Raw genomic sequence first — 23212 nt, 5'->3', positions numbered from 1 at the left:
TTCAGGATGCCCGCAAGGCATCGACAATCTTCATATTGGCCGCCCGGAACGCCGGCAGCACGCCCCCCACCAGCCCCATTATGAGGGAGAAGAGCAACCCCTTGCCGATGATGGAGGGGGTGAGGGTAAAGGAAAAGGCCAGTTCGGCAAATGACTGCCAGTTCATGGTGGAGATGGTAATCAGCTGCATGAACGACGCGCAGACCATGCCGACAACCCCTCCCAGGAGGCCGAGGAAGAGGGCCTCGCAGACAAAGGCGATCAGGATGCTCGTCCGTGTGAACCCGAGCGCCCGCAGGGTGCCGATCTCGGTGATCCGGTTGGCAACGGCAGCGTACATGGTGATCATCGCTCCGATCACGGCCCCCAGGGAAAAGATGATCGTCAGCGCCAGCCCCATGATCCGGAGAAACGTGGCCATGGCCTCGGACTGGTCCTCGTAGTAGCGGGTCTCCCGCTTGGCCTCCAGTGTCAGCCGCGGATCACTCTCGATCCGCTCCTTGAGCGCCTGGAACTGCCCGGTATCGCGCAGCTTGAACACCACCGACGAGTAGACCGGCCGCCGGAAAGCCTGCATCAGCTGGTCCACGTCCCCCCAGATCTCCGAGGAGAAGCCGGTGGCGCCGGCATCGAATATCCCCACCACCGTCCAGGTCCGCATGCCGAAACGGAGCGTCTCCCCCAGCCCGCCCCCTTTGAACCGCTTGGCAATGTTCATACCGGCCACCACCTCGGCCGAGCCGGGACGGGGCATCCGCCCTTGGACCAGCCTGACCTGAGGCCGCAGCAGCAGCGACTCCTCGCCGACGCCCCGGATCACCACGTTGGAAGGCTTGTTGCTGTCGCGCTTGGGAAGATTTATCAGGACCACCAGCTCCTTGGCGAGCAGTTGCCGGCCGTTGCTGCCGATGGCGATCTCGGGCTGGCTCTCCACGATGGACGCCTGGTTCCGCTCCACGCCGCTCTGAACCTCAGAGACCGACCCTTTCCGGATCACCACCACATTATCGGGCGACCCAGTAGCAATCAGGGTTTTTTGCAGCCCTTCGGCCAGCATCAGGGTCGCGGCAAAGACGAAGACCACCATGGCCATCCCCGAGGCAGTGAGAACCGTGGTAAGGCGCCGCGTCCAGAGGTTGCGGAAGCTGTAGGAAAGGGGGATCACCATCAGCCGATCCTCCGCAGCCCGTCAGCCACACGGATGGTTACCCCGCGCCAGGTGGGAAAGATGGCGGCCACGCCACCGACCACCGTTGCCGCTGCCAGGTCCAGCAGCACGGTAACGGTGGTGACGTGAAACACCGGGAAGAACTGGGAGAGTTCCGTCTCGATCCAGCCGGCCGCCGGGAAGGTGAGGGCGATGCCGAGCGCGCCGCCGGCCAGCGAGATGGCCAGCGACTCGCCGAAGATCACCCCGCCGATATGGAGAGGCCCGAACCCGAGCGCCTTCAGGGTGGCATACTCGGCAATCCGCTCACGGGCGGTCATGGCCATGGTGTTGGCGGCCACGACCATGATGATGACGATCACCACATAGGAGACGATCTGGATGGCAATGACGATCGCCTCGGTCATGGCGACGAAACTGAGTTGGAACGCCTTTTCCGTCTCGGTGAGGGTCTCTGCCAGGGAGTTTTTGAACTGGGCATCCACGGCCTCTGCCACCTCGGCCGCCTGATCGGCCTTTTTCACCCCGATGACGAAGATGCCGGTCTGTTCGGCCCGACGGGCCATGGTCCGCTTCAGGGTCTCGTTTAGGTAATTCCAGTGGAAGAAGAACTGACTCTCGTCGGTGGTCCGCTGCGCCCCCCGGTAGATCCCGCGCAGCACGAACTCCCACTGTCCGGGGAAGATGGTCCCCTTGAGGGTGATCTGGTCTCCCACCTTCCAGCCATGCTTGGCTGCCAGCTTGCGACCGGCAACCGCCCCCTTCCGGTCCCGGAGAAAGGCGCCCCGCTCCTCCGGGGAAAGGACGAACTCGGGGTAGAGATCGAGATAGTTCTGCGGGTCAATGGCAAAGTTGGGGAAAAAATTCTTCTCGGTTTTATAGACGCCGCCGAACCAGTTGGCGTTGGCGACCTTCTCCACCCCCTGCACCTGCCGGATTTTCTCTTTGTAGGAGATCGGGAGGGAGAAGACCAGCGAGATGGAGTTGCGTGTGATCAGCCGGGTGGAGGACGAGCTCTCCGCCCCCAAATACCAGAGTTCCACCAGGGTCCTGAGCAGGCCGAAGGCGATGACGGCCACGGCCACGCCGGCAATGGTCAGCAGCAGGCGAAGGGGATGGCGAAAGCAGTTGCGGATGATGAGCTTGAAGATGAACATGGTCAGGAGTTCGTCAATACACCCTTTTCCAGATGGCGGATCAGGTGTGCTTTCTCCGCGGCCCGCGGATCATGGGTAACCATGATGATGGTCTTGCCGAAATCCGCCACCAGCCGGTCCATGAGCGACAGGATCTCCCCTGCCGAAACCCGGTCCAGATCGCCGGTCGGCTCATCGGCCACCAGGATGGTCGGGTCGGTCACCATGGCCCGGGCAATGGCCACGCGCTGCTGCTGGCCGCCCGAGAGCTGGGAGGGGTAATGGTCCATCCGGTCGGCAAGGCCCACCAGTTCCAGCACGGTGGCGACGTGCTCTCGCCGGTCGCGCCGGGAAAGCCTGGTGAGCAGAAGCGGCAGCTCCACGTTCTCGAAAGCGGTCAGGACCGGCATCAGGTTGTAGAACTGGAAGATAAAACCAACATGGAGCGCGCGCCACGCGGCAAGCTCGGTCTCGGCAAGGGTGGTGATGTTCACCCCGCCGATGGTGATGGTGCCGGAATCCACGGTGTCGATGCCGGCGATCAGGTTGAGCAGGGTGCTTTTCCCTGACCCGGACGGCCCCATCAGGGCGAGGAACTCCCCCGCAGCGATGGAGAAGGTGATATCCTCCAACACCGGCACGACCTGGCTGCCGCGACGATAGGACTTGGCAACGTTGACGATCTCGACGAGCGGCTCATCGGTCATGAATACTCCCTCTCCTGCATCGCCCCCCCCCTGCTCGTCAGTGGACCGTCGTCACCACCATCGCCAGATCGTCGCGCAGTGCCGTCCCCTGGATGAACTCCTCCAGCGAGGCGATCAGATGGGCAAGCGCCTGTTGAGAGTCACCGATGCGGCTCTCCTGCAGCGCCGCTGCCAGCCGATGGGCTCCAAACTGCTCACCCTCCGCATTTTCCGCCTCGCTGATCCCGTCGGTAAAGAGGAGCAGGCGGTCGCCCGGCGCGATCCCGACCGCTTTTTCCTCGAAATCCACCTGTGGCACGACGCCGAGGATCATCCCCTCGGCATCCAGTTCTTCCACAACGCCGTTGCCATGAAGCAGCAGCTGGCGGTTGTGGCCGGCGTTGGCGTAGTGCAGCACCAGGCTCCGCTCGTCGAAACGGAGATAGAACATGCTGACCAGGAGCCCCACCCGTGTCAGATCGTCGTGAAGCGCCTCGTTGAGCAGGCTCAGGATCCCGGCGCAGCTGATCGGCCCCGAGGCATGGAGCCGCCGCAGGGCGCCTCGCATCTCGGCGACCAGGAGGGCCGAACCGACATTGTGGCCGGAAACGTCGGCAATGATCGCATCCAAGAGCCCGTCACCCCTCAGGAAGAAATCGTAGTAATCTCCCCCCACGAAACCGGCAGGACGATAGGTGGCGGCAAATTCGAGCCGCTCGCACCGAGGGAAATGCCGGGGGACCAGGGCCTCCTGGATGGCCCGGGCAATCTCCATCTCCTTGGTGACCCGGGCGTTTTCCAGGAGCGCCTCCCGGATCTGCTCCGTCTGCTCGCGGACCTTCTGTTTCAGCCCCTCCTCGTAAGCGCGATGGGAGAGCAGCAGGCGGCGCTGCTTGAGGGCGTTGCGAACCGTCACGCTGAGACGTTCGTTGCTGAAAGGCTTCACCAGGTAGTCCACTGCCCCTAGGTGGATGCAGTGGATGGCGGTTTCCGTATCGACCACCCCGGAGAGCATGATGACAAAGGTGTCGGGAGAGCCGGTCCTGATCCGCTGCAAAAGCTCCAGCCCAGTCCCCCCCGACATGATGATGTCGGATATCACCAGACTGTATTCCTGCTCGTTAAGCCGCACCAGAGCGTTTTCTACACCGTCGGCCTCGGCGCACTCGTACCCTTCGTAGCTCAGGGCATCGACAAGCAGGGAACGGATCGCCTCCTCATCGTCAACCACCAGGATCCTGTCGGTCATGAGCCCCTCCTCTCCCCGCGTAAGGCACGAAATGATCGTCTTCCGTGCGACTGCGGAAGCAGGGATTCTGTGCTAAGATTGCCTAACGGGCATGTCCCGTCATTCGATCAGGGTCGTGAAGATATGGATAGCAAAGTCTTTATCAAGAACCGGCTGCAGAACCTTTTTCAGTCGATCATCCTGCTCCTGTTGATGGTCGGCCTGGTGCTGGTCCTTGCCTGGTTTTTCGCCGGCGGCTACGGCATCATCTGGAGCTTGGTGCTGCTGGTACCGCTCGCCGTCGGCTCTCGCCATGCACCGCTCATCGTGCTCAAGATGTATCGCGCCCAGCCCGTCTCCCTGGAACAGGCACCGCAGCTCTTTGCCATCGCCGGGGAACTGGCCGGCCGGGCCGGGTTGCGGGAGCCCCCCCAGCTCCACTACATGGCCAATGACTCGCCTCTCATCTTCTCCATCGGATACGGAGAGAACGGCAGCATCGTCATCAGCGACGGGGTCCTCAGGCTCCTGACCCTGCGCGAGCTGATCGGCGTCATGGCCCACGAAATCTGCCATATTGCCAGCCGCGACACTCGGGTCATGGGGATCGCCGACATGGCCAGCCACCTGGCCTCCATCATCTCCATGGCCGGGCAGCTGCTCATCCTGATCAATCTGCCACTCTATCTGCTGGGACAGTTCTCGCTCCCCTGGTTTCCGATCTTCCTCATGGCAGTGGCCCCCCTTGCCAGCACCCTGCTCCAGCTTGCCCTGTCCCGCACCCGCGAATACGATGCAGACCTTCTGGCAGCCCGGCTGACCGGCGACCCCCAGGGGCTGGCCGCTGCGCTGGCCAAGCTCGAAACACGCAACGAGCAGATCGCCCGGCAGTTTTTCCAGCCAGGAGCGGGCACCGCTGCGCCGTCACTGCTGCGGACCCACCCGGATACGGGGAAGCGGGTGAAACGCCTTCTGGAACTGGATGCCGGCCATGCCGAGCCGTTCCTCTTCGGCAGGGACGACGAAGGCAACCCGATCCCTGTCTCCATCAAACCGCCGCGTACACCCGGACGGCGCTGGTTCGACAGATTCCGTCGCTAGACGGCAGGAATCCGCGCTATCTCTTCTCGGCCAGCTTGACCTTCATCCCGTCCCTGAGCCGGTCCAAAGGCTTGGTCACCACCGTTTCACCCGCCTTGACGCCGCTTGTCACCTCCACTAGATCGCCGATCCTGGGGCCGAGGGTGACCGGCACCCCCCTTACTCTGCCATCCTTCACCACATAGAGCAGCTTGGCGCCGTTTCGTTCGGCAACCGCCGCCGGGATCACAGCCGTTTTCGGCCGCTTCTCGGCCAGGGTTTCCTCCCGCTCCAGAAAGGCGACCTTGGCGCTCATCTCCGGCAGGACCCGCGCATCCCGGTCAACGAATCTGACCTTGACCATCACACTCGCCTTGCTCCGGTCTGCGGTCGGGACGATGGTCTGCAGCACGCCGCGAAACCTGACATCGGGGAGGGCATCCAGCTGGACCTCGCAGGGCTGCCCCACGTTGACCTTGGCCAGGTTCGACTCGGAAACATCCGCCTCCACCTGCAGCGACCCCAGGTCGGCGATGGTCACCACTGCGGCCTTGGCATTGGCTGCCGCGCCGATCGGGGTGATGATATCTCCCACATCGGCGTTCTTGGTCAGCACCACGGCATCGAACGGAGCGCGGATCAGGGTGTAGTCGAGAGCGGCATCGGCCCCGGACAGGGCAGCCCCGGCACCCTTGACTGCCGATGCCATCCCTGCCTCGGCCGCCCTGGCGCGCTTGAGCCTTGCCTCAGCCGCATCGTAATCGGACTGGGCAACGATCCCCGATGCAACCAGCTCCTGCATCCGCTTGAACGAACGCTCCGCATCGAGCCGTTCGGCCCCGGCCTCCTCCAGGTTGGCCCGGGCCGTGACCAGACCGGCTGCGGCCTGGTTGCGGGAGGCTGTCACGTCACGGTTCTCCAGGCGTGCGATGATCTGACCCGCCGTTACCTTGCTCCCCTCCTGCACCCCGAGCCACTCCAGCTGGCCGGTGGTCTTTGCCGCGACCGCCGCCTTGCGCTGGGCAACCACGTAGCCGCTGGCATTGAGCAGGGTAAAGGTCTGGGAAGGATAGATGAGGGTAACCGTACCGGTTTCCACCGTCACCGTCGACAGCAGCAGCCAGCGAATGCCCGCCCCCGCCATAAGAAGGACGAGAAGTCCGATGATCAGCCAGCGCTTTCGCCGACGCCGGCCAGGGGTGAATGCGGACGCCCGTTTATCGATGGTGAGCCTGTTCAGATCGTTGTCTGCCATGCAGCGGAACTCCACGGAGAAGTATGACAAAAAAGGCGGGGCATAGCGGCCCCGCCTCGGGAAATTACAGCAACACCGTTGCCGGGGCTACTTCAGCCGCGCCTCTGCCGCTTTCCAGTCGATGTTCTTGAAGAAGGACTCGATGTAATCCGCCCGCTTCAGACCATAATCCAGCATGAAGGCATGCTCGAATACGTCCATGATCAGGATCGGCTGGCAGCCGGCGGCATTTGCCACGTCGTGCTCATTGATCCAAAAATTGATCAGATTGCCGTTGGTCAGGTCCTGGTAGAGAACCACCCAGCCGATGCCCCGCATGGCGCCGGTGGCACGGAAATCCTTTTCCCAGGCAGCCACGCTGCCGAAGCTGTCGGCCATCTTTTTGGCCAGGGCACCATTCTGGTCGAGCGGAGCAGCCCCTCCCAGGTTCTCGAAATAGAGTTCGTGCAACCGCATGCCGTTGAACTCCCAGCCGAGGCGGCGCTTGAGCTCGGCAAACTCGGGGGTTGCGGCCTTGTCGGCCTTGAGCAGCCCGTCAAGGGCTTCAAGCACCTTGTTGGTGTTCGCCACATACCCCTGATAGAGGGTGAAATGATTCTTCAGCAGCGTCTCGCCGAAACCGGGCATGCCGATCAGCTTTCCATAATCCTTGGCAGTGTACGTCATCTGTCGTATCTCCTTTGCAGTTTGAAGTTGAGTCGAGTGGGCAGAAGGAGGAAGGGGTGGGAATCCCGCTGCCGTTTCCCGATGCCTCTGCTGCCGTTACCGATGCAATAACCTAATACCACGCGACAGAGAAAATGCAACCACACCCATTACCCCTTAAGGCCCGACAGGTCGCGGATGCCGGGCTGCGTGCCGCACACGGGGCAGGTGGCACTTCGACGAACTGGAATCTCGCGGAAAACCATGCGCAAGGCATTGTAGGTCAGGAGACGGTCGTACAGCAGATCCCCCTTGCCGAGCAGGTGTTTGAGCACCTCGGTGGCCTGGATCGAGCCGATGACTGCCGGCAAAACCCCGAAGACGCCCGCCCGGGAACAGGCGACTGCGGTATGCTCGTCGGGCATGTCGGGGAAGATGCAGCGGTAACAGGCGGAACTGCCCGGCTGAACGGTCATGGTCTGGCCGTCGAATCGGAGAATGCCGCCATGGGAAAATGGGGTGCCGCTTGTGACACAAGCATCGTTGATGAGAAACTTGGCAGCGAAGTTGTCGGTGCAGTCGACCACAAAGTCATACTCGCCGAGGAGATCGGTGAGGGTATCGGCAGTGACCCGCAACCGGTAGGGGCGAATCGTCAGCTCCGGATTGACGGCCAGAAGCTTCTCCCCGGCCGACTCAACCTTGGGCCGCCCCAGGTCGGTGACATGATGCAGGATCTGCCGCTGCAGGTTGGAGAGCTCCACCTGATCGGGATCTGCGATACCGATGGTGCCGACCCCGGCTGCGGCCAGGTAGAGCGCCACTGGCGAGCCGAGGCCGCCGGCACCGATCACCAATACCCGACCGGCGAGAAGCCGTTCCTGGCCGGCAATCCCCACCTGATCGAGCATGAGATGCCGCGCGTAACGTTCTTCCTGTTGCTTGGAGAGCATGGAGCCACCTGTCAAAGGGAGATGTTGTGCCGCCCGGTCACCCGCGCGGGAATAAAAAAAGAGGGGCATACACCCCCCTCAAGTTGTAGAAAACCCAGGTTGTTTAAAAATAGTCAGATCGTCGCACCCACAGAAAGCCCCACGGAGGCGTAGCAGCGCTACGCCGCACACGGAGGCTTTCGAGGACGGCGGCGAGATGGCTGTTTTTCAACAACCGCCCCTCTCGGTCACAAGCTGCAGGCCGGCAGCGCCTCAAGCACCGGCGGGCTCTGCCATGAGCGGCAGCAGCACCTTCTTGATCTTCTTGAGTGCACCTTCCTCGATCTGGCGGACCCGTTCGCGGGAGATGGCGAAATGATCGGCGATCTCCTGCAGGGTCAGCGGGTCATCGGCGGTTACCCGTTTTTCGATGATGAAGCGCTCCTTGTCGTTGAGACCTGCAACTGCATGGCCGATCTGCCGCTGCAGGAGGCGGTTCTCTTGCAGATCCGCAAGGACTTCTTCCTGGTTGAGCCGCTCGTCGGCCAGCCCGTCGAGGAGGGTCGAGCCGTCATCATCCCCGATCACCGCATCCAGGGAGAATTCCCCTCGCATCCGCTGGTCCATCTCGATGATCTCAGTTTCTTTCACATCCAAGGCCTCTGCGGTGGCTCGGGTGTCGTCATGGCCCATCAACTCCATGATGGCGTTCTTGGCCTGGCTCAGCTTGAAAAAGAGCTTCTTCTGGGCCTGGGTCGTCCCGATCTTCAACAGGCTCCAGCTGGAGATGATATAGTTCTGGATGTAGGCCCTGATCCACCAGACCGCGTAGGAGATGAGACGGATCCCCCGGTGGGGGTTGAACTTCCTGACCGCCATCATCAGACCCACATTCCCTTCCTGGATCAGGTCGAGCATCTTCATCCCATAGGCGCGATACTCGGCGGCAATCTTCACCACGAACCGGAGATTGGCGGTAATCAGCCGGTGGGCAGCCTCGATATCCTTGTCACGGTAGAAACGGACCGCCAACTCGTGCTCCTCTTCCGGGGAGAGGACGGGAAACTTCTTGATCTCTGCAAAATAGAGTGAAAGACTATCGGCAACAACCGGCAATGCCATGGTCATCGTTGGTTCCTCCCTGCTCTCGGCATTTCAATCAGACATTAGCACTCCGTACCCTAGAGTGCTAATAAAATATAGCAGCTGGTCGGAAGAATTTCAAGGGGGGAGGAGCGACTTCTTCGCGGGAACGCACCCGGCTCCTCCAGCCGCACTCCCTCGCGCTACGGGTCAGGCCCACACCTCCGCGAGAGCGCCCCGACCGGGATTGCCATGGAATCGCGACCGCAACCCTCCGTCAGGCTTGACATTTTCCGATAATATGGTTCATTCAAAAGGTACCCTTGCGTATGCAACCGAATTGCCGTAGAATCACCCATCATCCCTGCCATCTCCAGGAGGCGCAGCAATGGAAAAGCGCAATTTTTCCCGCATCCCTTTCAATGTCGGGAGTGTCATAAAGTGGACCGACAAAAGTTACAAGGGGGAAGTGGAAAATCTCAGTCTGCAGGGAATGTTCGTCAAGCTGGCAGAGACTATCCCGCAGGACGAAGAGGTTGACGTCACGATCTACCTTACCGGCGTCACGCCGCAGATCCCGGTCAATCTCAAGGGCGTGGTCATCCGCTCCGGAGCGGACGGTGCCGCACTCAAATTCATCAAGATGAGCACCGACTCTTTCATCCATCTCCGCAACATCATGGCCCACAATACCGGTGACAGCGGCAAAGTCATGGACGAGCTGTTCAATTTCATCAAAAGCCACCAGAGCAAGCAGGACGAACCGTAAGCCAGGCTTCTCCGATCCGGCTGCACTCCCCGGATATGGCTCCACCTGCGACACCGGCAGGCTGCCGAACCTCACCGAGGCTCTACACAGCCCACACCACCCGTATTAAACATTACCTGAATTTATGAAAAAATCCCGCACTTTCATCGTTACCGGCCTGATCCTGCTTGCCATTGCCGCCCTTGTGGGCACCTTTGGCACCTATGCCGCAATCCGGCTCCTTCATCTCGACACCTACAAGACCCAGATCATTGATGAACTGCAAAAAGCCCTCAACCGCCCGGTAGTCTATAGCACTGGAGAATTCACGCTACGCCGGGGGCCGGCCTTTTCATTCAAGCAGGTCGTGGTGAAGGAAAAGGATGGCTCCAGCGATTTCCTCTCTGCGGAACGGATCGACTTCAAACTCTCCTTGCTGCACCTGCTCGAAAAAAAGGTCGTTCTGAAGGAGATTTCCCTGAAAAGCCCGACGGTCTCCCTGGTGCGCTATAAAGACGGCAGCTTCAACATCAGCGATCTGCTGGAAACTCGAAAGGAAGAAAGCATCTCTCCCGGCATTCGGGATATCTGGCTGGACGGTGGCACGATCCGCCTCACCGACCAGGCCATCTCTCCCCAGCCCATAACCATGGTGATGAACAACACCGACCTGTACCTGGATCATCTGAAGCGGGGGAAAAAGGCAAAGTTCAAACTGACCACCGATCTGGCGGAAAACAACCGGAAAACCCCGCTTACCTTCGGGGGGACGATCCGGTTGCCCAAAGAGGGCCAGCCCTGGTCGGCCGTCGACCTGAACGTGAAGATCATTGCCAAAGGGCTCAACCCGGAATTCTACTGGCCGTATTACCGCACGTATGTCCCCTTTGAACAGGTGACTGGCCGATTCGACCTGGATATCGACCTCAAGGGAACACCCTCCTCGTTCACCACTGCCGGCGAGGTCAGGATCGACGGTCTCCGCTTTTCCTACCCGCAGGTTTTTCACAGTATCCTGACCCCCCAGACGGTCAACCTCAGCTATTCCCTGGAACGGACCCCTTCTGCGGTCATGGTGAAATCACTCAACCTCAAGGTCGATACCCTCAAGGTCAAGGGAAGTTGCGACATCCTTGACATCAACACCAAGGACCCGCGGATCGTCGCCAATGCCACCACCGCGCCATTCCGGCTGGAAGAGTTCCGCGGTTATGTCCCTTACGGGATCATCGTCAAGGATACGGCGGATTTCATCGAGCAGCACATCATCGGCGGCACCTACCGGCTGGATGAGGGACGCCTTGAAGGACGTGTCAGCCAGATCGCCAATATGGGGGTCGGCGACAACTACAAGGTTCTCTATATCCGTGGCCGCGTCGAACGGGGGATCATGACCTTCGGCCCCAATGTTCCGCTGTTCAGCGACATCAAGGGGGGGCTGGCGATGAAGGGGGAAGACTTCATCTTAAGCGGCATGACCGCCCGGTTCGGCAGTTCCCCATTTGCTCTGGAGGGTAGGATCACCGAGCTGTATAATCCCCAGCCCCCCTGCACGTATCCCTTCACCATGACCATGAAGCCAAACCAGCCGGAAATTGCCTGGCTCATGGGCCGGGACTGGGGTAAGAAACTCGCCTTCATCGGTGACTCCACCCTGAAACTGTCCGGCAATGGACCGACATCCGGCTACGGCATCTCTGGCGAATGGGACCTGAGCGCTGCCGCATACAGTTACCCCGACGTCATAAAGAAACCGGCAGGCCGGGCGAATTCCTTGAGCTTCCAGGGATCGATTAGCAAAGACGAGATGAAGCTGACCTCGCTGCGTTACAACCTTGCCCCCCTGGCATTTTCCCTCAGTGCCGACTATCTGTACGGCAAAAAGCAGTGGCTCGGGATCAACATCAGAACCAACCGCTTCGCAGCGCAAGATATTGCCGCCATGCTCCCCCAGGCCTCCCGTTACCAGACCTCCGGCCTTATCCAGGCATCGCTGCAGGGGGAATCGCCGAGCGGCAGTCCGGCAGACCTGGGCTGGAAAGGGACCGTCTCCCTTTCCGGATTCTCCTTCAAACCCACGGAGAAGATCAAGACGGTCAGCGCCATCAACGGTACCGTGACCTTCAAGGGGACGACCCTGGAGAGTTCTCATCTGAGCGCCAAGCTGGGCAGTTCCACGATCCAGGGGAGGGGCAGCCTTGCGGGATTCACCAAGCCGACCATAAGGCTCAGCTTCAGCACCCCGCTCCTGGACCCCGCCGACTTGGGACTCCAGGTGCCGCAGGCAGGTTTCAAGATCGCCCGGCTGGCAGGCAACATCACCCTGAAAGACAATTCCCTGCAGATAGCAGGGCTCTCCGGCCAGGTGAACAACACCATCCTGACCGTGAAAGGGACCGTACATGACCTTGACAACCCGAGTCTCGACCTCACGCTCCTGGCGCCACGGCTGGTAGTGGAGGACCTGCTGCTGTTAACCGGTCTGGAGCAGGAAAAACCGTCACCCGGCCCTTCGCCGCAGGTCACCCTCAAGGCCACGGTCAGGGCCGATACCGGCACGGTCCGCAATATCCCGTTCGAGCAGTTGAAGGGCGTGGTCATGCTCGAGAACAAGATCCTCTACCTCCAGCCCCTGGAAGCGTCGCTGGCAGGGGGGAAACTGAGCGGAACAGCGCGGATCGACCTGGGGACATCGGGCACCGAACGTCGCCTGCAGACCAGCTACAAGCTGGAAAACGCATCGGCCGAACGTCTTCTGCACGCATTGGACATAAAGAAACAGGAGGTCAAAGGGACCGTTTTCCTGCAGGGAGAGCTGACCGCAAAAGGCGAGACCAGCGCCGACATCAAGCGCACCGCACTGGGATCTGCCCGTCTCCGGGTCGAGGAAGGTTCGTTACGGCGTTTTGCTACGCTCTCCAAGATCTTTTCGATCCTGAACGTCTCCCAGCTCCTCAAGTTTCAACTACCGGACATGGTTTCCGGCGGTATGCCCTTCAACGAAATTACCGGCTCCTTTGCCATCAAGGACGGGATCATCTCCACCAATGATCTGTACGTGGACAGCGATGCCATCAACCTGACGGCAATCGGCTCCGTCAACCTGGCCAAAAACGAGATCAATGCCACGATCGGGGCAAAACCACTGCAGACCATCGACAAGGTCGTCAGCAGGATCCCCATCGTCGGCTGGATTCTGACCGGCAAGGACCGCAGCCTGATCACCGCCTATTTTGAGGCAAAAGGGAAGCTGGATGATCCGTCGGTCAATGCAATTCCCGTGAAGGCGATGACCAAAGGGGTCTTTGAAATCTTTCGCCGCATCTTCGAACTCCCGGCCCGATTGGTCACTGATACCGGCGAAGTCATCGTCGGCCAGTAGGATTTTTCTATTGTACTTAATTTGCCAGCTGTGATATTTTGGCAAACGGTCAATAATCCCCCACAGGAGGTTACAGGTGAAAAAACAGTTCGTTGTCGTACTCGCAGTAGCAGCTCTGGCAGCCTTCGGCTGCACCAAAAAGGAAGAAGCCCCCAAAGCAGCAGCACCGGCTGGTGCACCTGGCCAGCAGCAGCAAATGCCGCAAGATGCGACCCACGCGGGTAACCCCCATGCTGGAATCCAGAAGATAGAGATCCCTGCCGGGGCCGGCCACAAAGGCAAGGTCGTCAACACCATGAACTCCGCTGGTTACACCTATGTTGAAGTGGAAGAAAAAGGCCAGAAACTCTGGGTTGCCGTCATGGAAACCAAAGTAAAGGTCGGTGACACTGTAGAATTCCCCGATTCACCGCCGATGGTCAATTTCCAGAGCAAGACCTTGAACCGTACCTTCGACAAGATCATCTTCGCACCTGGGCTGAGGATCGCCGAGAAATAAGCGGCTCTGCACAGCTTCATGTCAAAAGGCGAAACCAACGGGTTTCGCCTTTTTTTTCACTCTGCCGTAATCTCGCCATACTTCGTGCAGTCTCACCCGTTTGCAATGGCAGCACGTGCGGCCTCGTCAAACGGGTCCAGTTCCGATGCGAGGCTGAACTGCCGTATCGCTTCGCGTTCGTTTCCCTCCAACCTGAAGATCTCCCCCAAGGCACTATAGCCAGGAGCATGGTTCGGCACCGTCCGGCAGAGCTGCACAAAAGCTTGCCGAGCCTGCGCCAGCCGTCCCGCCTGTCCGTAGAACTCTCCCAAGGCAAGCCACCCCCAGGGATTGTCCGGCTCCAGGGAGACGATCTCGCGGTATTCCCTCTCAGCCAACCCATGCTTGCCCGTTCTGTCGAAAAACTCTCCGGCCAGAAGGTTCGTTGCATGACAATACCCGAGCATCTCCTTCTGCCGCGCAAAATCGCTCCGTACATATCCGCTCTGCTCACCGCTCCGGGAGAGCGCGGCAAGCTGCTGTCGGGCAGAACGATCAGGGAAGCGGTCGTGCCGCACCAGGCAGGCATCACCCTGCTCTCGCTCGAACAGATCCGCGGCAACCAGCCCTTTGTTTACGGCATCAGCGAACAGCGCCGTGCCGGGATAATAGACCAGCGGCGAGACCTGGCCGTCATGGGGCCGGATCTCGCTTATGAGTCCAATGGTTTCCTGCAGGTCCGTTTCTTCTTCTCCGGGTATGCCGGAGATCAGGTAGACCGACAGGTTCATCCCGACCTGGCGAACCGACCGGGCCGCTCCTCTCACCTGCTCGGGCGTGATCTGTTTCCCCAGGGCCGAAAGCATCCGCGGGGAACCCGATTCGATACCGAACTGAATGCATTCGCACCCAGCCCGTTTCATCCAGCCGAGCATCTCCGGATCAACCGCGTTGACCCTGGATTGACAGTTCCAGAGGATGAACAGCCGCTCCTCAAGGAGCATCCGGCAAAACTCCCGCACCCGGTGGCGGTCTGCCGTGAACGTGTCGTCCCGGATGGAGAAGTAGATGAGGCCATACCGGTCCCGCAGGGTGCGGATCTCGGCAATGATGGCATCGGGAGAACGAAAGCGGAGCCTTTTCCCCCAGAAATGGGGGGAGGAACAGAAACGGCACCTGCCGGGGCAGCCGCGGGAAGTCACAATGAATTCCAGCTGCCGGCGAGGATCGACTCCCACGGCATCGTCCAGATACGCGGGATTCAGAGTAATAGTATTGATATCGACCAGGGCCGATCGTTCAGGGGTTGTCAGCACCGCGTTGCCCTGACGGAATGCAATGCCTGCCAGACGTTCCATGCCTTCGGAACCGCCGGACACGCAACGCACCAGATCGAGCATGGCAGACTCCCCTTCTCCCACGACAATCGCATCCACTTCCGGGGCTGAATCCAGGATTTCCCAGCAACGGTGCGTGGCATGGGGACCGCCGAGCACGACGAAGCATCCGGGAACCAGCTTTTTGACAAGCCGTGCACAGGCGATGGTCTCGTGGCGATTGTGGGTAAACTGGGATAACCCGACGATTGCAGGTTGATCGGCTTTCAACAGAGAGACGATCTCTTCGTGCCCCAGGCGAGACAGGTTGACGAGCCGCGCATCATACCCGGCATCCCGGAGCATGCCCTGGATGGAGATAAGTCCGACCGGCAAGAGCGATGTGAACGGATCTCCAGCCCCTTCCGCGTGTGCCTTATAGGCGAGCCAGATCCGCATTGTCCTCTTCCCGTGTCAACCGTGCCGCCAGCGGCAAATCTGCCGGCAGGAGCCGGTAAGCAGCCAGGTCTCCGGCCGAGACCCAGGCGTGGGCAGCCACCTCCAGGTCGACGATGTCGCCGGAACACCAGTCGCACCTGTAGGCCATGACCAGCACGGTCCGTTCCGGATACCGGTAATAGATCACATCAAAGATATGCCGCACCTCGATGGTGATCCCCAATTCCTCCCTCAGTTCGCGCACGATACAATCCCGCGGGTCCTCGTCGGGCTCCAGTTTGCCGCCGGGGAACTCCCAGTAATCGGGGTAGGGAGCATCGGGACGGCGTTGCGTCAAGAGGATTTTCCCGTTCAGCTGAATGATGGCAGCGGTAACCAGTAATGGAGACATGATGATCCTCCCGGCAAAATTGCGGGTCGCGTAATCGACAGCATGTGCCATCAAAAAAAAATCCGGCCTTCAAAGGCCGGATTTTGGAAACAGTGACGGGCAACATCAGTTATTGAGCGAAATCCCCAGGGTATCATTATTGTCCACGTCATTCGGCGATTCTTCCTCGATGCCGAGCAGCAAGTCATCGAACTTGAACACATCGGGATTGATCTTGGCAATTCGCTTGGCACCAATGAAGCGGGCGCGATAATACTGGGTATTCAGAGTGGAGATGACAACCCGCCGGTCACGGGAGGAGGCGTGAATCATCCGGTTATTGCCGAGGTAGATTCCCACATGCGACGGAAACGATGCATAGGTGCGGAAGAAAACCAGGTCGCCTTTCTGCAGGTCACCCGGAGTAACTTCGCTGCCGACCTCGAACTGCTCACGGGCACTGCGGGGCAAAGATACATCAAGTTCACGGAACACCTTCTGCACGAATGCAGAACAGTCGAGGCCATTGCGCGAGTTGCCGCCAAAACGATACCTGGTGCCGAGGAAACCATAGGCTGCGCTCTTGAGCTGCTTGACACCGTCCCCCTTGGCCTCGTCCTGCTTCTGCTCGCCAGGCCGGCTCGGATCGGGCTCACCGAGATCCGCCAGGCTCTGTTCGTAATCCTTCTCACTGAACAGATCTGCGTACCGCAGCGAATACCGCTTGGACGTCTTGGGTTGGGCATCCGCTACCGGCTGCTCCTCTTCTCGCAACGCCAGGACCTGTCCGGCCTTGACCCGTTTGCCGGCAAGGTGGTTGAGGCGCTTGAGCTCCTTCACCGACACACCGGTCTTCTTGGCGATCCTGGCCAATGTTTCGCTGCGCTTTACTTTATAGACAGTGGGCTTGGTATTTTCGGCATCGGCATCGGCGACGCGTGTGGGACGTTTGAGGGGGATGACCAGGGTGTCGCCTTTTTTGACCTGGGCGCTCACCAGGTTGTTCGCGCGCTTCAGATCATGAACGGAGACATTATATTTGCGGGCAAGGGAATAGAGGGTATCGTTCCGCTTGACTTTATGTGTTTTCGCTGCAAATGACAGAGAAGGAATTACAGCCAGACATATACCGAGTACCATGACTCGTAGACAGTTCCGCATGCTCCCTCCTTCTTGTTTTATTAATTTTCAAGAGGCCAAACATTAATATAACAACTAGCCTCACTTGTCAAGCCTCTTAACGCCTAAAGTTAACATTACTTAGTAATTACGCCTACTTTCACCTGGCCATCATAAAGGATCCTGACCAGCGGTGCAGGTCGCTGCACTGGTCTCTCCAGCGTTGAGCTCTGGCGAATTCCCGACAGATCAAGGGCTTCCGTCTCTACCTCTTCGAGCCGGTCGAGAACCGATGCCGGTCCTTCGGCCACTACCGTCAACGGATCTGCTGTTATTTTGCGGAGCTTTTCCCGTCCGGGCAGCCGCCCGATGGTCTTGACCTTGACCCTGAGCTGCTTCCGGATCTTCCGGTCGGTGGTAACTTTCACCGTCGAGGGGTTGACACCGGTCACGATCACCCCCAGTGGTAACTGGAAATCGTCGGTCCGGATCGGCAGGGTACAGGTGCCATCCTTGACCTTGGCCAGATTGATGTCGGCTACGATGTCGAGCTGCTTGGGTGAGGAAACCAGGCTGGAGAAGACATTCAGCTGCACCTCAACCTCTTCTGGGACGCTCCGTACCAATATTACTTCGTCAGGAAGGTTGTGAAACTTGAGCGGAGCGGTGACCGTGACCACGCCCCCCTGCTTCACCGTGATGATCAGCCAGCTGACCACCACCAGAGAGAATATGAGCAACTTGGGCCAGAAATTGCGAAGCAGGCGGTCTCGTAGCGACAGCTTTTCCATGACCGGGGTTACCGCCACCAGGAGTTCATGCAGACGTTCTGCTAAGAGCTCAGGTGTTTCTACCCGTTCGAGTTCACCGGACATGGCCAGAGAAACCTCGCCCCGCTCTTCGGAGACTATGACCACCAGAGCATCGGATCGCTCGGTAAGGCCGAGACCTGCACGGTGCCGCGTACCGAGATATCGTGGCAGATCACTGTTCAGGGAAAGTGGCAAATGGCAGGAAGCCTGGGAGATCCGCCCTTCCCTGATGACCACGGCACCATCGTGCAGCGGCGTACCGTCACGGAAGATCGAGCCGATGAGCTGGCTGCTGATTACGCCATCAAGGGGAACACCGTTCAGGAGATATTCGTCGAGCGGCTCCCTCCGCTGGAAAACGATGATGGCACCGGTCCGCTCCGCAGCAAGAGAGAAGACGGCATTGGCCAGCTCGATGAGATCGACCTGCTGCGTGGTTTCCTGACGGCCGAAAAAATTGCGCAGCAGACTGAATCGATAGAGCGCCTGGCGGATCTCGGTCTGGAAGATGACGATGATGACAATGAAGATAACCGTTCCCAGTTCCTGCAGGATCCAGCTGGTCATGAAGAGGCCGAGGTTTCTCGTCACCACATAGAGGAGCCCCAGAAAACCAAGACCGAGAACGATCTGGAAGGCCTTGGTGTTCTTGAACCAGCTGTACAGCTGGTAAACAAGGACCGTCATGATGATGATGTCGATTATGTCCTGGGGGCGGATGTAGGGCATCCCGTTTCCTTACCGTTGCAGCATCACCCGGAGGATCAACACGCCAGCAGAGGATATTTTTGCTGGTGCGGTCGGGTCGATTGTGCTAATAACGTCTGGCGGTGCCGACTGGAGCATGACGCCGCCGCAGCAAAATGTAGCATGCTTCCATTTCGAAGGGTAGGTTAAATTGATGTACAGGCTAACGGAAAAAGGAGAGCGGATCCGCGACATGTTCGACGCCATCGCGCCGCGCTACGACTTTCTGAACCGCGTACTGTCGCTGGGGATTGATCGTCGCTGGCGACGTTTTGCGGTGAGCAAGATAAAAACCACCCCCAGGGGTGAAGTGCTCGACATCGCCACCGGCACCGGCGACGTTGCCCTGGAAATCGCCCGGCAGAAGAGCGCCGACATTACCATCGTCGGGGCGGACGTAAGCCGCGAGATGGTGGAAATCGGCAGACAGAAGGTTGCATCATCACCCTATGCCGGCCGGATCAGCTTCGAGATCGCCCCCTGCGAGGCTCTCCCGTTTGCCGATGGTCGCTTCGACAGCATCACCATCGCCTTTGGCATCCGCAACGTGGTAGATCGCCCCCAGGGGCTCAAGGAGATGCACCGCGTCCTGAAACCGGGAGGCAGGGCAGTAATCCTCGAATTCTCCATGCCTGCCTCGCCCCTGTTCGAGCGGCTCTACCGCTTCTACTTCCTCACGGTACTCCCCCGTATCGGCGGCCTATTTTCCCGGAAGAGCGCCTATCAGTACCTCCCCGATTCGGTGCTGGAGTTCCCCTCCCGCGATGCATTCAAGGGGCTGATGGCGACTGCCGGCTTCCGCAACGTCACCCACCATGACCTCACCTTCGGCATCGCCACGGTCTATGTAGGCGAGAAATAGCGCACCCTCCGGTATCTTCCGTTAAAAGACCCGCAATCCCGCATCCCCGGAGATATCCTCCACGAGGATAATGCACGTCGCAGTCTCGTTCCGCGCCATTCCGTGCGAATAATCGTTATTCCCCAGCCCGAACCTCGACATACGAAGGGATTTTCTCCCCCCCTTCCCGTTCTCCTTCTGCCGAAACAAGTTCCGCAGTGACACGACCGAGCGCGATAGAAGTCTCCATCCGGACCGGCACCCGGTACAGGTCGTCTGTCAGCCAGATAAGGATATCTCCGGTCCGGCGGAAAAAACCGGCCGTTTTCAGCAACGGATGAACCACCAGTGTATCAACCTCGCGAAAACCACGCAGATGGAGCTGCTCACGCCGGAGGATATCAACGCTCGTCGCCGCATATTCTTTACTGTCAAAGAGGTGCAGCAACACCTGCTTGCCCACCGCCAACGGCTGGCTGCGCAGGTAGTAGAAGCCAGAAACCAGATCCATCACGTCATCCCGGGGAAGCGGATGGTTGGCATAGCGATTGTGCAGGCGGTCAACCCAGAAGGCGTTCTTCTCCCGCAACATCAACGTAAAACCGCTGTCACCGGTAAACTCGCCTTCGTGCTGTCTGATCCTGGTGAGCAGGTAGTTTCCCTTGATCAGCCGGGTATCGACAGAGACATCCACCGGATAGATGCCGGAGATGAAGGGATTGGAGGTGATCCGGGTCGAGATCCGTACCTCGCCGTTGCGGTTTGTCGCGTCCATCACCGCCGTGCCGACCGGCACGCCGTAGAGAATGATCCTGTAGGTGAGCTTTTCACGGGCCAGCGGCACAAACTCGTCACCCCGACGTATTGACTTCTGTGGCAAAACGGCAGCAGACCCGGCAACGGCAGGGGGACGAGCAGGATCGGTCCGGTTTTCCGGAGAGGACGGTGGCTTCTTCGTATCGCAGGCAACCTCTGGTTCCGGGTCCATCACGGGATGGGGGGCACTTTCCGGAAGCGGTGCGACCTCATGTATTGCGGGAGTAGCGAGGAGGCTGCCGGGTTTCGACTCAGCGGCACTCGGCGTATTGCCCCGAAATCCAGCACCAACCAGTGCTCTGGCATGGCGGGCGTCCGTCATGCCCCCCGCTTTCCCCGCAGGAACAACAGGGACCTCAGCCAGGAGGTCGGCACTGATCGCGGGCAGGAGCGGAACCGGCGCACGGAAGGCAAACGGATCGAACCATCCCATGCCCATGCTAACAACCAGGTGCACCAACAGGGAATAAAGGATGAATGACGCCGGCGATCCAAATTTTTGAGAAGAGGCTCTCATGAATGCATCAAGTTGTTACGACCCTTAACCGGGTGACCTACGAACCGGCGCACGAATGAAAAAGCCGGGCTCCCAAGGGAGCCCGGCGGTTAGAGGCATTACATCTCGTAGACTAAGGACGCGATGCCGTATAGGCCCCGGTGGTTCCGGCAGGTGCGCCGAACCAGAGTGCTGCATCAGGGTAGGTGGTCGCATCGATGGATATGGTGCCGTTCAGCACACCGTTGTCCATCCAGTCGATGGAGTCGAAGACCAACCGCTTGGCATAGTAACGGTTGTGCACATAGGCGCAGGGCTCATCGCCGATAAGTTTGCCGTTCTGGTATGCGCCGTAGTCGTTGTCGGATACCGGCTGTGCAGGCACCTGGTTGTTGTAGTTGGACGAGGTGATTGCATAGCCGAGGTAGTTGAGATAACCGGCAAGGTTAGACACATAGTTGTTCAGGATGGTGGAGGCCTGGGTATACCCGGCCTTCTCTTCCTCAAGTTTTGTCGGTGTCATTTCATACTGACCACCCGGAGTATGGCAGGTATTGCAGAGAGCCTGGTTGTTGATGGCGGTTATGGTTGTACCGGTCAAGGTAACCGATGCGAAGGTATGGCTCGGCTTGCCATCAGAGACTGCCGGAGCCATATGACAGGATGCGCAGGCGCCATCGGCATTCAGGCCGATCTTGTCGTGGGCAAAGAAGCTCGGGTTTGCGTAGCTCAGACCGGCATATTCATAACCGATGTGGGTCTGGGCGCTGTAGAGTACCCCGGCTGTCGGTGCATGATGCCCATTGAATCGAGAGCTACGACCACCAATTGCAGCTGCTGTGGCGCTGCCACGTCCGCCATGGCAGACCACGCAGGCAGTGGACTTGCCGGTGCCGGCAATGATAATGGGCTGGCTGTTCAGAGTGAAGGAGAGGATGGCCTGGCTGGTATTGCGCAGAGCGCCCGTACCGGCATCCTTATGGCAGCCCCAGCAGTAGAGGAGCTCATTCTGCCGGTTTGATCCGCCGGTGGCATTCCAAGAAGCCAGGTGGCTATAGGTGTTGGGCGACGACGAGCTGGTTGCCACATACCCCGTAAGGTCGGTGGTCTGGTTCACCAGGTAGTTGGAGATACCGGTTGCGGTATGGCACATCTGGCAATCGCCGCGGGTGGAGTTGTCGTCCCAGTTGTAATGGCTCCAGGAGTTGGTGTTGGTGTCGACATAAGCGGCAGTAACCGCATCCAACTCTGCCGCAGTCCTCAGGTTACCCGCTCCTGCGGTATACTTGGCGGTCAGCAGCCCACCGGCATGGCCCGACTGAGCCCAGTCCGTGTGAATCGTGGAACTGGCAGCTGCAGGCGCCGACCCGCCGGTGTTGGTCTTGGACTCGTGGCCGTGACAGTCGAAGCACGGTCCTTTGTAGCTGGCATCGGTAGTATTGGTCAGGCGGAGGGCATAACCGGTGATCAGCGTATTGCTGTGGTCAGCAGGGTTCATGGAGGTCATGTTGGCGAACGGCAGCGTCAACATATTTACCATCGTCTTTTCCTTGTGGGTGCTGACAAGGGTCCTGTTCCAACGGGTGTTGTGCTCGTACTTCAGCGTGCCTGAGGCGGCAGTGTTCGAGGCGATTACCCTGGTCTGGTTGTAGTTGTACAGGTTGTGGCAGCTGGTACAGAGGTTGAACTGGTCGGTCCTGCCGCTCTTGCTCGGGTTCCAGAGCACGATATTGCCGGCGATGTCGCGGGCCTTTATGCCGCGCAAGCCTGCGCCATGCTGATGGCAGGTTTCGCACTTGAAAGCGGTGTAGCCCGTAGTTACCACAGGCGGTCCATAGGCGGCATTATCCAGCACGCCGGGGTAGGTTGTGGCGCCAATAGTCCCGGATGCCAGTTCGCCGGTATAGCCCGACTGGTTGGAGAGCACTGCGGTCTCATGGGTGTGGCAGCGCGTACAAAGAGCAGTCGTGGTATGCGACGGGGTACCGGTGGCATGGTTGGAGGTAGCAAATTCCGTGTTGGCGTTCGTTGCCGGGGCAACCGTTGCCACGCCGGCGACCGTAAAGGATGTGACGCCGTCATGGCAGGCAGCGCACCGGTTCGCATCGGGAGCGGGATACGGGATCGGTCCGACGCCGTTGTGCATGGCCCCGCCACCGTGACAGCTCTCGCAGCCGAGGCCATCCTGGTTGTGGGGGGAGTTCTGCTGGTACTGGGCAACGATGCTTTCGCCCGTCAGGGCTTCGGTAACGGCACTGTGGCACTGAATACAGGCAGTATCGCCAACCTTGGCAACGCTGTCCAGCGACGCCCCCGATTCTCTGCTGTCGGAACCGCAGCCACCGAGCGCCGCTGCCAACAGTACAGATGCAAGTAATGCAGAATACTTGAATGCTTTTCTACTCATGCTGTTTC

General features: G+C 59.5%; 19 protein-coding genes. 5 read left to right on the top strand and 14 right to left on the bottom strand.

Annotated elements, in window-relative coordinates; translation table 11 throughout:
- Nucleotide 1 precedes the first annotated feature (1 nt).
- From GJT30_16425 to GJT30_16410, 4 genes are read right to left on the bottom strand one after another with little or no spacing between them, the layout of a single operon-like run.
- Entirely contained in the window at nt 2–1168 is a 1167-nt protein-coding gene (locus GJT30_16425) for an FtsX-like permease family protein (GenBank protein MSM41204.1), read from the bottom strand.
- A complete protein-coding gene (locus tag GJT30_16420) occupies nt 1168–2325 on the bottom strand; it encodes an FtsX-like permease family protein (GenBank protein MSM41203.1) in 1158 nt (385 codons plus the stop codon). Before GJT30_16420 ends, GJT30_16425 begins: the two co-directional genes overlap by 1 nt.
- Before the next feature lie 2 nt (nt 2326–2327).
- A complete protein-coding gene (locus GJT30_16415) occupies nt 2328–3011 on the bottom strand; it encodes an ATP-binding cassette domain-containing protein (protein MSM41202.1) in 684 nt (227 codons plus the stop codon).
- Between the two features lie 37 nt (nt 3012–3048).
- Nucleotides 3049–4239 carry a SpoIIE family protein phosphatase gene (locus GJT30_16410; GenBank protein ID MSM41201.1) on the bottom strand — a complete coding sequence of 397 codons (1191 nt, stop codon included), beginning with the start codon at nt 4237–4239 and terminating at the stop codon, nt 3049–3051.
- 123 nt (nt 4240–4362) lie between these two features.
- Between GJT30_16410 and GJT30_16405 the strand changes: the two genes are divergently transcribed.
- On the top strand, nt 4363–5319 hold the full coding sequence (locus tag GJT30_16405) for a M48 family metalloprotease (GenBank protein MSM41200.1): 957 nt from the start codon (nt 4363–4365) through the stop codon (nt 5317–5319).
- Nucleotides 5320–5335: 16 nt separating this feature from the next.
- On the opposite strand, the gene GJT30_16400 is transcribed toward GJT30_16405, so the two are convergent.
- The 4 genes from GJT30_16400 to rpoH all read right to left on the bottom strand — a co-directional run bounded on the left by GJT30_16400 (nt 5336) and on the right by rpoH (nt 9258).
- Nucleotides 5336–6553 (bottom strand): efflux RND transporter periplasmic adaptor subunit, encoded by a 1218-nt coding sequence (locus GJT30_16400; protein ID MSM41199.1) that lies wholly within the window; start codon nt 6551–6553, stop codon nt 5336–5338.
- A gap of 87 nt (nt 6554–6640) precedes the next feature.
- Nucleotides 6641–7219 (bottom strand): superoxide dismutase, encoded by a 579-nt coding sequence (locus GJT30_16395; protein MSM41198.1) that lies wholly within the window; start codon nt 7217–7219, stop codon nt 6641–6643.
- A gap of 149 nt (nt 7220–7368) precedes the next feature.
- Nucleotides 7369–8151, bottom strand: coding sequence for an adenylyltransferase (locus GJT30_16390; protein MSM41197.1), 783 nt, complete (start codon nt 8149–8151; stop codon nt 7369–7371).
- Nucleotides 8152–8403: 252 nt separating this feature from the next.
- On the bottom strand, nt 8404–9258 hold the full coding sequence (rpoH, locus tag GJT30_16385; GenBank protein MSM41196.1) for an RNA polymerase sigma factor RpoH: 855 nt from the start codon (nt 9256–9258) through the stop codon (nt 8404–8406).
- A 343-nt stretch (nt 9259–9601) separates the two neighbouring features.
- Here rpoH and GJT30_16380 point away from each other — a divergent pair, with 343 nt between their 5' ends.
- From GJT30_16380 to GJT30_16370, 3 genes are all read left to right on the top strand, one after another.
- Entirely contained in the window at nt 9602–9982 is a 381-nt protein-coding gene (locus tag GJT30_16380; GenBank protein MSM41195.1) for a PilZ domain-containing protein, read from the top strand.
- 124 nt (nt 9983–10106) lie between these two features.
- Nucleotides 10107–13343 carry an AsmA family protein gene (locus GJT30_16375; GenBank protein MSM41194.1) on the top strand — a complete coding sequence of 1079 codons (3237 nt, stop codon included), beginning with the start codon at nt 10107–10109 and terminating at the stop codon, nt 13341–13343.
- A gap of 76 nt (nt 13344–13419) precedes the next feature.
- A complete protein-coding gene (locus GJT30_16370; GenBank protein ID MSM41193.1) occupies nt 13420–13842 on the top strand; it encodes a hypothetical protein in 423 nt (140 codons plus the stop codon).
- Between the two features lie 92 nt (nt 13843–13934).
- Here the strand turns inward: GJT30_16370 and GJT30_16365 are convergent, their stop codons facing one another.
- The 4 genes from GJT30_16365 to GJT30_16350 form a co-directional block, all read right to left on the bottom strand.
- Entirely contained in the window at nt 13935–15596 is a 1662-nt protein-coding gene (locus tag GJT30_16365) for a radical SAM protein (GenBank protein MSM41192.1), read from the bottom strand.
- Nucleotides 15574–15987 carry an NUDIX domain-containing protein gene (locus GJT30_16360; GenBank protein MSM41191.1) on the bottom strand — a complete coding sequence of 138 codons (414 nt, stop codon included), beginning with the start codon at nt 15985–15987 and terminating at the stop codon, nt 15574–15576. Before GJT30_16360 ends, GJT30_16365 begins: the two co-directional genes overlap by 23 nt.
- A 105-nt stretch (nt 15988–16092) precedes the next feature.
- Nucleotides 16093–17127: a LysM peptidoglycan-binding domain-containing protein gene (locus GJT30_16355; protein MSM41190.1), complete on the bottom strand. Its 1035-nt coding sequence runs from the start codon at nt 17125–17127 to the stop codon at nt 16093–16095.
- 95 nt (nt 17128–17222) lie between these two features.
- On the bottom strand, nt 17223–18626 hold the full coding sequence (locus tag GJT30_16350; GenBank protein ID MSM41189.1) for a TIGR00159 family protein: 1404 nt from the start codon (nt 18624–18626) through the stop codon (nt 17223–17225).
- 172 nt (nt 18627–18798) lie between these two features.
- Between GJT30_16350 and ubiE the strand changes: the two genes are divergently transcribed.
- A complete protein-coding gene (gene ubiE, locus GJT30_16345; GenBank protein MSM41188.1) occupies nt 18799–19506 on the top strand; it encodes a bifunctional demethylmenaquinone methyltransferase/2-methoxy-6-polyprenyl-1,4-benzoquinol methylase UbiE in 708 nt (235 codons plus the stop codon).
- Between the two features lie 115 nt (nt 19507–19621).
- Here ubiE and GJT30_16340 read toward each other — a convergent pair whose 3' ends face one another.
- The gene (locus GJT30_16340; protein ID MSM41187.1) at nt 19622–20740 is read right to left on the bottom strand and encodes a DUF3108 domain-containing protein; all 1119 of its coding nucleotides are present in this window, start codon (nt 20738–20740) and stop codon (nt 19622–19624) included.
- Between the two features lie 190 nt (nt 20741–20930).
- The gene (locus GJT30_16335) at nt 20931–23204 is read right to left on the bottom strand and encodes a C-type polyheme cytochrome OmcB (protein MSM41186.1); all 2274 of its coding nucleotides are present in this window, start codon (nt 23202–23204) and stop codon (nt 20931–20933) included.
- Between the last annotated feature and the right edge of the window lie 8 nt (nt 23205–23212).

Source organism: Geobacter sp., assembly GCA_009684525.1.
In the GTDB taxonomy this organism is placed as follows: Bacteria; Desulfobacterota; Desulfuromonadia; order Geobacterales; family DSM-12255; genus Geoanaerobacter.
This window is presented reverse-complemented; position numbering and strand designations above follow the sequence as displayed.